Below are 15,833 nucleotides of genomic sequence, written 5' to 3' on the forward strand. Positions count from 1 at the left end.
GTTTTTTCTTGGGCCGCGCCGGCCGCCGATACCTGCCTATGCCGCCGGTTCGGCCAGCAGCGACAGCCCCAGCTGCACGCGGCGCTGCAGCCACAGGCTGGGGCGATAGCGCATGTCGCCCGTCACGCGGTGCAGATTGCGCAGGATTTCCAGGATGCGGGCGCCGCCCAGCGCATCGCCCATGGCCAGCGGACCGGCGGGATAGCCCAGGCCCAGCGTGACCGCGCGGTCGATGTCCGACGGCGTGGCGATGCCCTGCTGGGCGATCTCGCTGGCCACGTTCACAATGGCGGCCACGATGCGCTGAGCAACAAAGCCCGGCGAGTCCTGGATGATGCTGACCGCCGTGCCGTCTGCCGCCAGCAGCGCATGGGCGGCATCGCGCCAGGGCGCCTGGGTGGCGGGCGACAGCATCAGCGTGCGCCGCTTGCCGGCTTCCAGGCGGTGCAGCGTATCCAGGCCGACGGTGCGGGCGGCGTCCAGCCCCTGCTGGTAGGCGCAGGTGGACACGTCTTCGCCGTACGGCGTCACCACGATCAGCGCCTGTTCGGGCGGCTCGGCGGTGTCGGCAATGCTGGCATCCAGCGATTCCAGCAAGGCCTGGGCGCGCGCATGGCCGTCTTCGTGCGCGGGGCTGATCCAGACCCGCAGGCCGGCCTGCGCCGCGGGCACGGCCGGTTCGGCCGGCACCTGCTTCTGGTTGTCGGGATAGGCATAGAAGCCTTCGCCCGCCTTGCGGCCGATCAGGCCGCCGGCCAGGCGCACCGTGGTGATGGGCGACGGGCGAAAGCGCGGCTCATCGAAGAACTGGCGGTAGATCGATTCCATGACCGGGTGCGAGACGTCGAGCGCGGTCAGGTCCATGAGCTCGAACGGCCCCATGCGAAAACCCGCCTGTTCGCGCATGATGGCGTCGATCTGGGCGAACGAGGCCACCGACTCCTGCGCCACGCGCAGGCCTTCGATGTTCATGCCGCGGCCGGCGTGGTTGACGATGAAGCCGGGCATGTCCTTGGCGCGCACGGGCGTGTGCCCCATGCGGCGCGCCAGCGCGGCCAGCGCGTCGCCGGCGGCCGGGTCGCTGCGCAGCCCGTCGATGACCTCCACGACTTTCATCAGGGCCACCGGGTTGAAGAAATGGAAGCCGGCCACGCGCTGCGGGCGCTGGCAGGCCGCGGCGATGGCGGTAATGGACAGCGACGAGGTGTTCGACGCCAGAATGCAGTCGGGGCCGACAATGGCCTCGAGCTTGGCGAACAGGTCGCGCTTGATGTCCAGGCGTTCGACGATGGCTTCGATGACCAGCTGGCAGCCCGCCAGCTCTTCCAGTGTGGCGGCGGGCTGCACGCGTTCCAGGGCCGCCTGCGCGTCGGCCGCGCTCAGCTTGCCTTTCTGGGACAGCTTGTCCCACAGCTGCCGCAGCGATTCGCGCGCCGAGGCGACGGCGTCGGCGCTGGTGTCGTAAAGCCGCACCTGCACGCCGGCCTGGGCGGCGATCTGCGCAATGCCGCGCCCCATGGCGCCCGCGCCCACCACGGCGATGGTCTGGATGTCAGTCATCGAATGTGCTCCTTGTTCATGTCTGTCTGGCCACGCAGGCTACGCGCGCGGCTGCGCCAGCGCCTGGATTTCCTCGTCCGACAGGCCCAGCCGTTCGGCCAGCACCTGGCGGGTGTGTTCGCCCAGCAGGGGCGCCGGACGGCGATACTGCACCGGGCTGCCCGACAGCTTCAGCGGGCTGGCCGCGATCGGCACCGTGCCCGCCGTGGGGTGCGGCAATTCGCGCCGCATTTCGCGCGCCTGCACCTGCGGATCCTGGTAGACCTGGTCCAGCGTATTGATGGGGCCCGCCGGCACGCCGGCCGATTCGAGCTCGGCCAGCCAATGGTCGCGTTCGCCGGCGGCCATGCGCTCGGCCAGCAGCGGCACCAGGGCGTCGCGGTTCTGCACGCGCTGCGGGTTGGTGGCAAAGCGCGGGTCGCCGGACAGCTCGGGCAGGCCGATGACGCGGCAATAGTTGCGGAACTGGCTGTCGTTGCCCACCGCCACGATCAAATGGCCGTCACTGGCGGCGAACACCTGGTACGGCACCAGGTTCTGGTGCGCGTTGCCGGCGCGCCGCGGCGCCTGGCCCGAGGTCATGTAGTTCAGGTTCTGATTGGCCATCATGGCCACCTGGCAGTCGAGCAGCGCCATGTCGATGTGCTGGCCCAGCCCGCTGCGGCCGCGTTCGTGCAGGGCCGCCAGGATGCCCACCGTGGAATACATGCCGGTCATCAGGTCGGCCACCGCCACGCCGGCTTTCTGCGGACCGCCGCCGGGCAGGTCGTCGCGTTCGCCGGTGATGCTCATCAGCCCGCCCATGCCCTGGATCATGAAGTCGTAGCCCGGCCGGCTGGCATAGGGGCCGGTCTGGCCGAAGCCGGTGATCGAGCAGTAGATCAGGCCGGGGTTGTCGGCCTTCAGGCTGTCGTAGTCCAGGCCGTACTTGAGCAGGCCGCCGACCTTGAAGTTCTCGACCAGGATGTCGCTCTGGCGCGCCAGTTCACGCACCAGTTCGGCGCCGCGCGGCGAGGCGATGTCCAGCGCCACCGAATACTTGTTGCGGTTGGCGCTCAGGTAGTAGGCGGCTTCGGTGGTGTCGGCGCCGGCGGCGTCTTTCAGATAGGGCGGGCCCCAGGCGCGCGTGTCATCGCCGGCGCCGGGACGTTCGATCTTGATGACTTCGGCGCCCAGGTCGGCCAGGTTCTGGGTGCACCAGGGGCCGGCCAGCACGCGGGTCAGGTCCAGCACGCGGATGCCGGTCAGGGGAGCGGGTCGTTGCGACATAGTGGGCAGTGAATGAATGCGGTGGCGACAGGGAACTCTGGATATTAGCCCCAGGCGCGGCGATGGCGTATTCCGTTTTCCGAACGTTCTTGTGCGCGCCGCGCACAACGCGGCGCGCGGCGCGCGGCGCGGCCCTACGAATACGCCTTGATGGTTTCGCGCGCGATCACCAGCTGCTGGATCTGCGAAGTGCCTTCGTAAATGCGGAACAGGCGCACGTCGCGGTAGAAGCGCTCGACCGCGTATTCGGATATGTATCCGGCGCCGCCGTGGATCTGCACCGCGCGGTCGGCCACGCGCCCCACCATTTCGGTGGCGTACAGCTTGCAGCAGGCCGCCTCGAGGGTGGTGTTCTCGCCGCGGTCGCGCTTGCGGGCGGCGTCCAGCACCATCGAGCGCGCGGCATACAGTTCGGCCTGGCTGTCGGCGATCATGGCCTGCACCAGCTGGAATTCGGCGATGGGCTGGCCGAACTGTCTGCGCTCGGTGGCGTACTTGACGGCATCGCGCACCAGCCGCTCGGCGATGCCCACGCACAATGCCGAGATATGCAGCCGGCCCTTGTCCAGCACGCGCATGGCGGTGCGAAAGCCGTTGCCCTCTTCGCCGCCCAGCAGCGCCGTCGCCGGCACGCGGCAGTTGTCGAACACCACGTCGCAGGTCAGCGCGCCGGCCTGGCCCATTTTCTTGTCGGGCTTGCCCAGCGTCAGGCCCGGCGTGCCGGCGTCGACCAGAAAGCACGAGATCGAACTCGCCTTGCGTTCGGGCGCGGTGCGCGCCATGACCGAGAACAGGCCGGCCACCGGCGCATTGGTGATGAAACGCTTGGTGCCGTTGAGCACGTAGTGGTCGCCGTCGCGCACGGCGCTGGTGCGCAGCGACATGGCGTCCGAACCGGCATCGGGCTCGGTCAGGGCGAACGAGCCGATCAGCTCGCCGCTGGCCAGTTTGGGCAGATAGTGGCTGCGCTGCGGGTCGGTGCCGGCCAGCACGATGGACTGCGAGCCGATGCCGATATTGGTGCCCGCCAGCGAACGGAAGGCCGGCGAGGTCTGGCCCAGCTCGAACACCACCCGCACTTCTTCTTCCATGGTCAGGCCCAGGCCGCCGTAGTCGGGCGAGATCGACAGGCCGAACAGCCCCAGTTCGCGCATCTCGGCCACGATGTCCGGCGGGATTTCGCCGGTGTGGGCCAGCGCCTCTTCGGCCGGCACCAGCCGGTCGGTAACGAAGCGGCGCACCGCATCCAGCAGCAGGGTCAGGGTTTCGGTATCAAGAGCCATGATGGGAACCTGTAGAACGAAATGAAAATGAAGAGGCGGCGCCGGGCGCTAGACGGCCAGGCCGCCTGCCAGCAGGTCGAAATAGCCGGCCGCGATGGCTTCGGCCGTCTGGGCGCCGCCGGGCTGGTACCAGCGCGCCATCCAGTTCAGCATCGACAGCACCGCGCGCCCGGTGGCCGACACATCCAGCGCGCGGAACTCGCCGCTGGCGATGCCGTCGGCAAGAATGCCGCGCAGCATGCGCTCGTAGCCGTCGCGCAGGCGGGCGGCGTCGTCGCGTTCGGGGATGGCCATGCCGGAATAGCCCACCAGCATGGTGACGAACTGCGGGTGATGCACTTCGAAGTAGCGGGCATGGGCCAGCATGAACTGGCGCAGCCGCCCGGATGCCGTGTCGGCCTGCGCCACCGCCTGCGAAACGGCCGCGGTCAGGCCGCCCACCACTTCCAGAATGATGGCGTCGTAGATGTCCTGCTTGGTGGTGTAGTAGTGGTAGATGGCGGCCTTGGATACGCCCAGCGCCGCGGCCAGGTCGGCCACCGAGCTGTTTTCGTAGCCGCTGCGGGCAAACAGGCGCGCCGCTTCTTCCAGGATGCGTTCGCGCGGCGCCTGCAGCGTGGGCGGGCGGCCGGCGCGGGGCCGCTTGGCGGGAACGGGGCTATCGGGCATGGCGGGGCTCGGGGCCTGGTGGGCATGTGCGGCGCGCCCTGCATTGACAGGCCGGCGGCGCATGCCGTTAAATGGTAGACAATTAATTACCGGACATCCGGTAGTTAATTATACGCACGCCTTTCGCCCACTTTCAACTTCCCGCCTCTTCATGAACGCACGCGACGCTACCCAGCCCCAAGCCCTGGTCAACCAGCTCTATGCGCAAATGACACTGCCGGTCATTTGTTCGCCCATGTTCATCGTGTCCAACCCCAAGCTGGTGGTGGCGCAGTGCGCCAGCGGCGTCATGGGCTCGTTTCCCGCCCTGAACGCCCGCCCCCAGACCCTGCTGGACGACTGGCTGTCCGAAGTGGCAGAAGGCCTGGCCGCCCGCCGGCAGGCCGACCCGGCCGCCGTGGTGGCTCCGTTCGCGGTCAATCAGATCATCCACCAGTCGAACGATCGCCTCGAGCACGACCTGAGCCTGTGCGGCAAGCACCGCGTGCCGTTCATCATTACCAGCCTGCGCGCGCCCGGCGACCTGGTCGCCGGCATCCACGCCTGGGGCGGCAAGGTGTTCCACGACGTGACCACCGTGCGCCATGCCGAAAAAGCCCTGGAAGCGGGGGTCGACGGCCTGATCCTGGTGTGCGCGGGGGCCGGCGGCCACGCGGGCACGCTCAGCCCGTTCGCCCTGCTGTCCGAAGTGCGGCGCTTCTACGACGGCCCGCTCATCCTGTCGGGCGCCATCACCTCGGGCTCGGGCATCCTGGCGGCGCTGGCCATGGGCGCCGATTTCGCCTACATGGGCACGCGCTTCATCGCCAGCGCCGAGGCCAACGCCTCCGAGGGCTACAAACAGGCCATCGTCGATGCCAGCGCGTCCGATATTCTGTACACCCCGTTCTTCACCGGCATTCCGGGCAACTACCTGAAAGCCAGCATCGCCGCGGCCGGGCTCGATCCGGCCAACCTGCCCGCCCCCGATGCCGGCGCGTCGAATTTCGGCTCGACGCGCGTCAAGCCCTGGAAAGACATCTGGGGCGCCGGGCAGGGCGTGGGCGGCATCGACAGCGTGCGCCCGGCCGCCGATATCGTCGCCACCCTGCGCCAGGAATACGCCCAGGCGCAGGCGCGGCTGGCCGGCAAGGCCTGCGCATGAGCACGCCGGCCACCCTGCCCGACAGCCTGCGGGCCGAGCGCGACGGCGCGATCCTGACCCTGACCATCAACCGCCCGCAGCGGCGCAACGCGCTGGACGTCGCCACCTACCTGGCGCTGGCGCAGCAGCTGCGCCAGGCCACCGAAGACGCCACCCTGTCGGCGGTGATCCTGACCGGCGCCGGCGAACACTTCACCGCGGGCAACGACCTGCGCGATTTCCAGGCCGACCGCCCCGAGGGCGACAGCGCCGGCATGACCTTCCTGCGCGCCCTGATCGCCACCGACCTGCCGGTGATTGCCGCGGTGGAAGGCTATGCCGTGGGCATCGGCGTCACGCTGCTGCAGCACTGCGATTTCGTCTACGCGGCGCGCACGGCCACGCTGCGCATTCCGTTCGTGGCGCTGGGCCTGTGCCCCGAAGGAGCGTCCAGCCTGGTCCTGCCGCGCCTGGCCGGCGCGCGCAAGGCGGCCCAATGGCTGCTGCAGGGCAAGGCGTTCGGGGCCGAAGAAGCCGTGCAGGCCGGCCTGGCCACCGCGGTGGCCGAGCCGGGCCAGGCGCTGGCCGCCGCCCGCGCCACGGCGGCCGAGCTGGCGGCCCAGCCCCGCAGCGCGCTGCGCCTGACCAAAACCATGCTGAAGCGGGCCGATCGCGAAGCCGTCAACGAAACCCTGGACTTCGAGGCCGCGCAATTCCGCGCGCGCCTGAAAACCCAGGAAGCGCAGGATGCCTTCGCGCGCTTCCTGAACAAGAAGTGAAGGCAATTGCCTCCCGGTGTCAGGCTCCGCAGGTGCCTGACACCATTGCGTGCCAAGACTGTCTCAGCCGCAGGATGTCAGGCACCTGCGGAGCCTGACACCTGGCAGCAAGCCTGCCCGCCGCGCTCAAAAAGGCGAGTCCGGCTTGAAATCGGGCGGCCGCCGCTCACGCAGCGACTGGATGCCCTCGCGCACGTCGGGTCCGGCGAAGCCCATGAATTCCAGCGCCAGCGAAGCGTCGAAGCTGGGGCCGGCCAGCCGCAGCCAGTTGTTCAGCGCGTACTTGGTCCAGCGGATGGCCGTCTGCGATCCGTTGGCCAGCTTGCCCGCCACCTCGAATGCCTTGGCGATCAGTTCGGCTTCGTCCACGCACAGCGATACCAGGCCGATGCGCTCGGCTTCTTCGCCGCTGACGGCTTCGCACAGCAGCAGGTAATACTTGGCCTTGGCCATGCCGCACAGCAGCGGCCACACGATGGCCGCATGGTCGCCCGCCGCCACGCCCAGGCGGGTGTGGCCGTCGATGATGCGGGCATCGCGCGCGGCGATCGACACGTCGGCCAGCAGGCCGGCCACCAGCCCCGCCCCCACGGCGGCGCCGTGCATGGCCGACACGATCGGCTTATTGCAGTTGATCACGTTGTAGACCAGGTCGCGCGCTTCGCGCCATACCCGCGCGCGCACCTGGAAGTCGTCGGCCATCTGCTGCACCAGTTCCAGGTCGCCGCCGCCGGAAAACCCCTTGCCTTCGCCGCGGATCACCACCACGCGCGTGTCCGGGTCGGTGTCCACGTCGCGCCAGATATCGGCCAGCTCGCGGTGCAACCGCTCGTCGGCGGTGGACAGCTTGCCCGGCACTCCGCCCCTGGCGCCCATGATGAGCTCCAGGATGCCCTGCGGATGGCGGCGCAGCTTCAGGGCTTGATAGTGCGCATAATGGTCGAGCGATGGTTCGGACATGGTCTGCTCCCGGAAGTGATGCTCAGGCTTTCCGGGCACTATAGTGGATAGCCTTGCCAGCCCGCAGCCCGGAAACCCGCCATGTCCGCCGCCCCCGCGCCCGCCCCCATTCTCCGCCAGGATCTGCCGGCCCTGTTCGCGCCGCGCCCGGCCGATGCCCACAAGGGCACCTTCGGCACCGTGGCGGTGGTGGGCGGCGGCGCCGGGATGGCCGGAGCCGCCCTGCTGGCCGCGCGCGCGGCCCTGAAAACCGGCGCCGGCAAGGTGCTGGTGGGCTTTGCCCAGGCCTCATGCCCGCTGGCGTGCGATCTTCTGCAGCCTGAATTGATGTTGCGCGATGCCGCCAGCCTGTACCAGGCCGGCCTGCCGGTCGATGCCTGGGTGGCCGGTTGCGGGCTGGGCACCGGCGGCCAGGCGCGGGCCGCGCTGGACGCGCTGTTCGCCCGCCGCGGCGGCGCGCCGCTGGTGCTGGACGCCGACGGCCTGAATCTGCTGGCCGCCGGCGCGCTGCCCGCCTGGGGCCCGGGGCCCGTGATCCTGACGCCGCATCCGGCCGAGGCCGCGCGGCTGCTGGGCACGGACGCCCAGGCCGTGCAGGCCGACCGCCCGGCGGCGGCCCGCGCGCTGGCCAGCCGCCATGGCGCCTGGGTGGTGCTCAAGGGTGCCGGCACCCTGGTGTGCCGGCCCGACGGCCTGTGCCGCCGCAATATCACCGGCAATGCCGGGCTGGCAACGGCCGGCACCGGCGATGTCCTGGCCGGGATGCTGGGCAGCCTGCTCGCCCAGGGCATGGCGCTGGACCAGGCGGTGGCGGGCGCCGTCTGGCTGCATGGGGCGGCCGCCGACGCCCGGGTGGCGGCGGGCATCGGCCCCATCGGTTTGACGGCCGGCGAGCTGGCCGACGCCGCCCGACAGTTGCGAAATGGCCACGGATAACCGCCGTTACAACTTATCCACAGATTCATGTTGCATTGCACTTAGGGTTATCCCTATAATGGTTTACCCCATGACGAAACGGACTGGAGAGAAACCATGAGCGAACTGACCCTGAACACCAATGCCCGCCTGACCGATGCGCTGGAACGCGACCTGCTTCGCGGCGCGATGGAAAGCCAACCGAATGCCCAACCCCTGGTGCTGCTGAAGCAGGCCGGTGCCGCGATCGCCCGCGCTGTCGGCGCCTTCGCCGACTACGTCGCCGAAGTGCACGAAGCCATGAATCGCGCCCGCGCCGCCAGCGCCCGCTACGCCGGTTCGCAGTGGTAATTGCCCTCCGGCTTGCCGCCCTACCCTGAAAAGGGCCGGGCGGCAAAGCTATACGCGTCTTGCGCGTGCCCAAGGCGCCGCACCCCGAAGCGGGGCGCGGCGCCTTGTTGTTTCTGGCCGCCAGGCCATCTTGCTGCGGCGCAATACCTAACTGTGCGCATTGACAACGCACGAAGCGGCTTCCGATAATCGCCCCCTTGTCACGATTGATTGCATCTGACGGCACCCTGCCGGCAGCCACGCAATCCATCCCGTCGACCCGGAGCCTTCATGAAATTGCGTACTTCCCTGGCCCTGCTGGCGGCCAGCGCCGGCCTGGCCGCCGCCCCCGCCGTCCTGGCCCAGTCCCTGACCATCGCCCTGTCGTCCGAACCGACCTCTGCCGACCCGCACTATCACAAGCAGACGCAGAACGACGCGTTCGCCGCCCATGTCTACGACTCGCTGATCTACCGCGGCCCCGACATGAAGCTCAAGCCGGGCCTGGCCACGTCATGGAAGAACCTGGACGACCTGACCTGGGAGCTGAAGCTGCGCGAAGGCGTGAAGTTCTCGAACGGCGAGCCCTTCACCTCGCAGGACGTGCTGTTCTCGGTGTGCCGCACCCTGAACAACAAGACCAACATCTCGCAGTCGTACATGACGGTGACCAAGCTGCTGACCGACGTGCAGACGCCCGACGCGCACACGGTCATCCTGAAAACCGCCGAGCCCTTCCCGCTGATGCCGGCCGAACTGGCGCGGCAGCTGCCCATCATCTGGAACGGCATCGTCGAGCACGGCCCGCTGAAGTTCGCCCCCAAGGAAGGCTGCGGCGTGACCGGCCCGTGGCCCACGGTGGCCGATTTCAACAACGGCAAAGACGCCATCGGCACCGGCCCGTACAAGCTGAAATCGTACGTGAAGGGCACCGGCATCGAGCTCGAGCGCAACGAAGGCTACTGGGGCGACAAGCCGCAATGGAAAACGGTGAAATTCGTGCCCGTGCCCAACGCCGGCCCGCGCCTGACCGGCCTGCTGTCGGGCGACTTCGACGTCATCGAGAACCCGGCCGCGCGCGACTTGCCGCGCCTGAAGGAAAACGGCAATTTCGGCTACGTGGCCACGCCCTCGACCCGCCTGGTCTTCTTCCAGCCCGACGTGGGCCGCAACCCCAGCCCGTTCGTCAAGAGCCCCGACGGCAAGAACCCGCTGCAGGACCTGCGCGTGCGCCGTGCCATCAACATGGCCATCGACCGCAAGACCATCAATGCGCGCATCATGGACGGCCTGGCGACCCCGGCCTACCAGTACATGCCCGACGGCATGTTCGGCGCGCTGCCCAAGGCGCCCGAGATCAAGTACGACCCGGAAGGTGCCAAGAAGCTGCTGGCCGAGGCCGGCTACCCCGATGGCTTCGAACTGACCCTGTCGTCCACCAACAACCGCTACGTGAACGACGGCCAGGTGACGCAGGCCGTGGCCCAGTACCTGTCGCGCATCGGCATCAAGACCCACGTCGACGCAATGACCGCCTCGATCTACTTCCCCAAGCGCGCCAAGCGCGAGTTCAGCTTCGCCATGGGCGGCTGGCCGGCCGAAACCGGCGAAGCGTCGGCGCTGTTCCAGCTGTGGGTCGCCTCGACCGACTCGGCCCGCAGCCTGGGCACCAGCAACTACGGCGGCTTCTCGAACGCCGAGTTCGACAAGGTGTACGAGCAGGCCATCGTGACGGTCGACCCGGAAAAGCGCGAGAAGCTGCTGCAGCAGTCCACGCAGATCGCCCTGGACAACCTGCCGCTGATTCCGCTGCACTTCGAAAGCAGCATCTGGGCGTTCCGCAAGGGCCTCACCTACGAAGGCCGGCGCGACCAGTACACGCTGGCCATGTCGGTGCATTCGGCGAAGTAAGCGCCGCCGGGCAGATCGGGGCAAGGTGTCCGACTCCCGGCAGGGTGTCGGACACCGAAGTGTGCGCAGGCCGCCTCAACAGAACGGTGTCTGACACCCTGCGGGAGTCAGACACCTTTTCTTTTTCCGTCTACGGCAAAGTCGCCTCGACTTCGTCGATGCGCGCCTTCAGGTGTTCGATGAAGCGCGCCACGCCGGGCGGCAGCAGCCGCCCTTCCATGGTCTGGATCTGCAGATTGCGCGATTGCAGTTCGGCACTGACCACGGGCCGCGCCACCAGGCCGTCCTGCGCCAGGCGCCAGGCCACCGAAATATAGCCGGCGAACATCACGGCGTTGGAATGGCGCACGAAGCCATGCAGCGCCGGTGAATAATTCGAGATCAGCGCCGCCTGCAGCTGCATGTCTTCCAGCGCGCAGGTGCGGTTGAGCAGGCGCCGCGCCGTGCTTTTGTCGTCGGTCAGCGCCAGCGGATAGGCCAGCACGTCTTCCAGGCACAGGCGGCTGCGTCCGGCCAGCGGGTGGGTGGCCGCCATCACCGCATAGACCGGCGCGCGCCAGGAGTGCAGCACCGCCACGCCCTGGGCCGGCTCGACGTTGAACGACACCGACACGTCGATATCGCCGCTGGCGATCTGCCGCATGGACTCGGGAGGCGTCAGCACGTGCAGCGAGAACCGCGTGCGCGGGTGCTGCTGCCGGAAATCCACCATGGCCACCGGCAGGAAGCCCTGCGCGGGCCCTTCCGACGCCCCCACCCGGATCTCGTCATGCGGCGTGCCTTGCAGGCCGGCGATCTGCCTCAGCACTTCATCCGATTCCAGCAGGGTGCGCCGCGCATGCGCCAGCAGCAGCCGCCCGGCCTGGCTCAGGGCCATGCCGCGCGGCGCCCGCTCGAACAGCGGCGCGCCCACCTCTTCCTCCAGGCGGGCGATCTGGCGGCTGATGGCCGATACCGCCACGTGCAACTGCTTCGAGGCGCCGCTCAGACTGCCGGCCTGGGCCACCGCCACGAAGTACTTCAGCGAAATTCCATGCATGGTGTCGTACCCATCCCGTGGGGCCGGCCGGGGGCATGGCCCATTGCGTTGCTTTGCCAAAAAGGCAAATAGTGTCTCAAATATTCTAATTGCCGAGAAAGCTGACCCGCTCCTAGAATCTGCCTCAAGATAAGAATCGGCATCGCGCCAGCCTCGCAGCTGGCGGCTCGCCCAGGGGGAAATGTGTTCCTGGCTGCCAAACGGCCCGCCGTCGCCCGGCGGCCCCGCCTCCTGCGCGCGCTGCGCTGCGTGCCGCCGCGCCCTGCGCCGCCGGCGTGCCGATGTGTCCCTTGTTTGTGGAGCGCCCATGTCTACGCCTGATGCCGCAGCCCCGCTGCGCCCGTTTGAACTCGCCTGTCCGGATTTGTCGGCCGAGCGCCTGGGCAACACCGACACGCCGGGCGTGTGGCACTTCGATTCGGGCGCGCCGGGCAGGCACGTGATGCTGACGGCGCTGATCCACGGCAACGAACTGTGCGGCGCCTGGGCCCTGAAAACACTGCTGGCCAGCGGACTGCGGCCGCGCCATGGCGCGCTGACACTGGCGTTCTGCAACCTGGCGGCCTTCGACCGCTTCGACCCCGCCAACTACCTGCCGGCGCGCTTTGTCGACGAAGACATGAACCGGGTCTGGAGCGACGACAAGCTGGCCGACCCGTCCTCCCAGGAACGCCGGCGCGCCGCCGCGCTGCGGCCCTGGGTGGCCCGGGCCGACTGGCTGATGGACTTCCATTCGATGAGCAATTCCGACGTGCCGCTGCAGCTCACCGGCCTGCAGCCACGCAACATCGAACTGGCGCTGCAGCTGGGCACGCCGGCCAACATCATCGCCGACGCCGGCCATGCCGCCGGCGTGCGCATGCGCGACTACGGCCGCTTCGGCGCCGGCGGCGGCGACGGCACGCGCTCGCTGCTGATCGAATGCGGCTTTCACGGCGCGCCGCAGGCGCGCGACGTGGCGATAGACCAGATGGCCCGCTTCCTGGTGGCTGCCGGCACGTTCGCGCGCGACGACCTGCCCGCCGATTGGTTCGCGCCCGATGCGCCGCGCCAGCAGGCGCTGCGCGTCACGCATGCCATTGCCGCCCAGAGCGCCGACGTGCGCTTCGCGCAACGCTGGCGCGGGCTGGAACAGCTGCCGCGGGCCGGCACGCTGCTGGGCTGGAATGCCGGCGAACCCTTCGTCACCCCGTACGACGACTGCGTGCTGATCATGCCGTCGCTGGCCAATGTGCGCCCGGGCGTGACCGTGCTGCGCCTGGCCCAGCCCATCGCCCAGGCCGGCGGCTGAGCCTCCCTGATTTCGCGGTACCGACAACGAAAGCCCTACGCTCCCAGGAGAAAACATCCATGCACGCTTCCTGCATCCGCGCGGCGGCCCTGGCCGCGCTGTTCGGCCTGGCCGCCGGCGCGCACGCCCAGTCGCTGAAAATCGCGCTGGCATCCGAGCCCACGGCCATGGACCCGCACTACCACCAGGCCACGCCCAACAACGCGATGGCTTCGCAGATCTTCGAGACCCTGGTGGCGCAGGACGCCAAGATGAGCCTGATCCCCGGACTGGCCACGTCGTGGAAAGCGCTGGACGACACCACCTGGGAATTCAAGCTGCGCGAAGGCGTGAAGTTCTCGAACGGCCAGCCCCTGACCCCGCAGGACGTGATCTTCACCTTCTGCCGCGTGATGAACAATGAAGAATCCATCGCCGGTTCGTATGCCGCGGTGGTGCAGAAATTCGCCAGCGTCGAAGCCACCGATGCCCACACGCTGCGCATCAAGACACTCAAGCCCTACCCGCTGCTGGCCAACGACCTGACCCGCACCGGCATTCTGTGGAGCGGCATCGTCGAGCACGGCCCCATCAGCTTCGACCTGGACAAGAAGTGCGGCGTAACCGGCCCCTGGCCCAGGGTGGCCGACTTCAATAGCGGCAAGAACACCATCGGCACCGGCCCCTACAAGTTCAAATCGTATGTGAAAGGCACCGGCATCGAGCTGGAACGCAACGACGGCTACTGGGGCAGCAAGCCCGAATGGCGCGACGTCGCCTTCGTGCCGGTGCCCAATGCCGGCCCGCGTCTGACCGGCCTGCTGGCCGGCGACTTCGACGTGATCGAAAGCCCCGCCGCCCGCGACGTGCAGCGCATCAAGAGCACGCCGGGCTTCGGCTATGTGGTCACGCCCTCGGTGCGCGTGGTGTACTTCCAGTTCGACGTAGGCCGCGACGCCACCCCGCTGGTCAAGGCGCCCAACGGCAAGAACCCGCTGCAGGACGTGCGCGTGCGGCGCGCCATCAGCATGGCCATCGACCGCAAGACCATCGTGGCGCGCATCATGGACGGCATGGCCACGCCGGCCAACCAGTTCCTGCCCGACGGCATGTTCGGCACCCTGCCGCATCCGCCGGAACTGAAATACGACCCCGCCGGCGCCAAAAAACTGCTGGCCGAGGCCGGCTACCCCGATGGCTTCGAAATGACGCTGTCGTCCACCAACGACCGCTACATCAATGACGGCCAGATCACCCAGGCCGTGGCGCAGTACCTGTCGCGCGTGGGCATCAAGGCGCATGTCGACGCCATGACCCGCTCGGTGTACTTCCCCAAGCGCGCCAAGCGCGAATTCAGCTTCGCCATGGGCGGCTGGTCGTCGGAAACCGGCGAGGCCTCGTCGTTCCTGCAGTACTGGGTAACCTCGTACGCTCCCGAACTGGGCATGGGCACCAGCAACTACGGCCGCTACTCCAACCCCGAGCTGGACAAGATCTTCCGCCAGGCCGTCACCACGGTGGACGACGCCAAGCGGGAAAAACTGCTGCAGCAGGCCCTGACCATCGCCCTGGCCGACCTGCCCAGCATCCCGCTGCATTTCGAAAGCAGCATCTGGGCGTTCCGCAAGGGGCTGACCTACGAAGGCCGCGCGGACCAGTACACTCTCGCCTCGTCAGTCAAATCGGTCAAATCGGCCCCATAGGGCCGGCCGGTTGTTTTCGCAAGACCCCAAGGAACGCACAACGTGGTTTTGTTTACCCTGCGCAGGCTGATCCAGAGCCTGTTCGTGATGCTGGCCGTATCGGTCGTGGTGTTTTTCGCGGTATATGCCGTGGGCGACCCGATCGAGCTGCTGGTCAGCCCCGAGGCAACGGTGGAGGCCCGCGCGGCCACCATCGCCCGCCTGGGGCTCGACCAGCCCATCTGGCAGCAGTATTTCACCTTCCTGTGGCGCGCCCTGCACGGCGACCTCGGCACGTCTTTCGTGCACGGCATCCCGGCCATCGAGCTGATCGTGCAGCGCATTCCCGCCACGTTCGAACTGGTGGTGGTGGCCATCACCCTGACCTGTCTGATCGGCATTCCGCTCGGGCTGGTGGCCGGCCTGTACCGCGACCGCGTGCTGGGCCGGGGCATCATGGCGACCTCGGTGCTGGGCTTCTCGCTGCCCAATTTCTGGCAGGGCATGATGCTGATCCTGCTGTTCGCCGTGTGGCTGGGCTGGCTGCCCGCCTCGGGGCGCGGCGACACGGTCAGCGTGCTGGGCGTGCCGCTATCGATCCTGACCGCCGATGGCTGGTCGCACGTGATCATGCCGGCGGTCAATCTGGCGCTGGCCAACATCGCCCTGGTGCTGCGCCTGACCGCCACCGGCGTGGCCGAGGCCCAGTCGCAGGAATACGTGAAATTCGCGCGCGCCAAGGGCGTGCGTCCCGGGCGCATCGTGCGCCGGCACATCCTGCGCAATATCCTGATTCCGGTCGTCACGGTGGTGGGCATGGAATTCGGCAGCCTGATCGCCTATTCCACCATCACCGAAACCGTGTTCGCCTGGCCCGGCATGGGCAAGCTGCTGATCGACAGCGTCTACCAGCTGGACCGTCCGGTGGTGGTGGCCTACGTGATGCTGGTGACGCTGATCTTCGTGATCGTCAATTTCATCGTCGATATTCTCTATGCCGCGCTCGACCCGCGCGTGCAGCTTGTCGCTCCCGCCCAGTAACG

14 protein-coding genes are annotated in these 15,833 nt (G+C 68.3%); 8 read left to right on the forward strand and 6 right to left on the reverse strand.

Annotation, left to right across the window (positions count from 1 at the left end; genetic code table 11):
* Window positions 1-36: 36 nt before the first annotated feature.
* From J2P76_RS17285 to J2P76_RS17300, 4 genes are all read right to left on the reverse strand, one after another.
* Window positions 37-1,560 (reverse strand): 3-hydroxyacyl-CoA dehydrogenase, encoded by a 1,524-nt coding sequence (locus tag J2P76_RS17285; RefSeq protein WP_207408904.1) that lies wholly within the window; start codon window positions 1,558-1,560, stop codon window positions 37-39.
* A 39-nt stretch (window positions 1,561-1,599) separates the two neighbouring features.
* Complete coding sequence (locus tag J2P76_RS17290) at window positions 1,600-2,829, reverse strand: CaiB/BaiF CoA transferase family protein (protein ID WP_207408905.1); 1,230 nt, start codon at window positions 2,827-2,829, stop codon at window positions 1,600-1,602.
* Window positions 2,830-2,963: 134 nt separating this feature from the next.
* Entirely contained in the window at window positions 2,964-4,112 is a 1,149-nt protein-coding gene (locus J2P76_RS17295) for an acyl-CoA dehydrogenase family protein (protein WP_207408906.1), read from the reverse strand.
* A 48-nt stretch (window positions 4,113-4,160) separates the two neighbouring features.
* The gene (locus J2P76_RS17300) at window positions 4,161-4,781 is read right to left on the reverse strand and encodes a TetR/AcrR family transcriptional regulator (protein ID WP_207408907.1); all 621 of its coding nucleotides are present in this window, start codon (window positions 4,779-4,781) and stop codon (window positions 4,161-4,163) included.
* A gap of 151 nt (window positions 4,782-4,932) precedes the next feature.
* Between J2P76_RS17300 and J2P76_RS17305 the strand changes: the two genes are divergently transcribed.
* Entirely contained in the window at window positions 4,933-5,925 is a 993-nt protein-coding gene (locus J2P76_RS17305; RefSeq protein WP_207408908.1) for an NAD(P)H-dependent flavin oxidoreductase, read from the forward strand.
* Window positions 5,922-6,683, forward strand: coding sequence for an enoyl-CoA hydratase-related protein (locus tag J2P76_RS17310; RefSeq protein WP_207408909.1), 762 nt, complete (start codon window positions 5,922-5,924; stop codon window positions 6,681-6,683). The genes J2P76_RS17305 and J2P76_RS17310 overlap by 4 nt, the downstream gene beginning before the upstream one ends.
* Before the next feature lie 126 nt (window positions 6,684-6,809).
* Here J2P76_RS17310 and J2P76_RS17315 read toward each other — a convergent pair whose 3' ends face one another.
* Window positions 6,810-7,643, reverse strand: a complete 834-nt coding sequence (locus J2P76_RS17315; RefSeq protein ID WP_207408910.1) for an enoyl-CoA hydratase/isomerase family protein — start codon at window positions 7,641-7,643, stop codon at window positions 6,810-6,812.
* Between the two features lie 81 nt (window positions 7,644-7,724).
* On the opposite strand from J2P76_RS17315, the gene J2P76_RS17320 reads away from it, so the two are divergent.
* The 3 genes from J2P76_RS17320 to J2P76_RS17330 all read left to right on the forward strand — a co-directional run bounded on the left by J2P76_RS17320 (window position 7,725) and on the right by J2P76_RS17330 (window position 10,799).
* Window positions 7,725-8,579: an NAD(P)H-hydrate dehydratase gene (locus tag J2P76_RS17320; protein ID WP_207408911.1), complete on the forward strand. Its 855-nt coding sequence runs from the start codon at window positions 7,725-7,727 to the stop codon at window positions 8,577-8,579.
* A gap of 96 nt (window positions 8,580-8,675) precedes the next feature.
* Window positions 8,676-8,909: a hypothetical protein gene (locus J2P76_RS17325; protein WP_207408912.1), complete on the forward strand. Its 234-nt coding sequence runs from the start codon at window positions 8,676-8,678 to the stop codon at window positions 8,907-8,909.
* 270 nt (window positions 8,910-9,179) lie between these two features.
* On the forward strand, window positions 9,180-10,799 hold the full coding sequence (locus J2P76_RS17330) for an ABC transporter substrate-binding protein (protein WP_207408913.1): 1,620 nt from the start codon (window positions 9,180-9,182) through the stop codon (window positions 10,797-10,799).
* Window positions 10,800-10,929: 130 nt separating this feature from the next.
* Here J2P76_RS17330 and J2P76_RS17335 read toward each other — a convergent pair whose 3' ends face one another.
* A complete protein-coding gene (locus J2P76_RS17335; RefSeq protein ID WP_242697398.1) occupies window positions 10,930-11,838 on the reverse strand; it encodes a LysR family transcriptional regulator in 909 nt (302 codons plus the stop codon).
* A 307-nt stretch (window positions 11,839-12,145) separates the two neighbouring features.
* On the opposite strand from J2P76_RS17335, the gene J2P76_RS17340 reads away from it, so the two are divergent.
* From J2P76_RS17340 to J2P76_RS17350, 3 genes are read left to right on the forward strand one after another with little or no spacing between them, the layout of a single operon-like run.
* The gene (locus J2P76_RS17340; protein ID WP_207408914.1) at window positions 12,146-13,129 is read left to right on the forward strand and encodes a succinylglutamate desuccinylase/aspartoacylase domain-containing protein; all 984 of its coding nucleotides are present in this window, start codon (window positions 12,146-12,148) and stop codon (window positions 13,127-13,129) included.
* A 59-nt stretch (window positions 13,130-13,188) separates the two neighbouring features.
* Window positions 13,189-14,811: an ABC transporter substrate-binding protein gene (locus tag J2P76_RS17345; RefSeq protein WP_207408915.1), complete on the forward strand. Its 1,623-nt coding sequence runs from the start codon at window positions 13,189-13,191 to the stop codon at window positions 14,809-14,811.
* 42 nt (window positions 14,812-14,853) lie between these two features.
* Window positions 14,854-15,831 carry an ABC transporter permease subunit gene (locus J2P76_RS17350; protein ID WP_207408916.1) on the forward strand — a complete coding sequence of 326 codons (978 nt, stop codon included), beginning with the start codon at window positions 14,854-14,856 and terminating at the stop codon, window positions 15,829-15,831.
* The last annotated feature ends 2 nt before the right edge of the window (window positions 15,832-15,833 follow it).

It is taken from the genome of Bordetella petrii, from assembly GCF_017356245.1.
Lineage (GTDB): Bacteria > Pseudomonadota > Gammaproteobacteria > Burkholderiales > Burkholderiaceae_B > Bordetella_A > Bordetella_A petrii_D.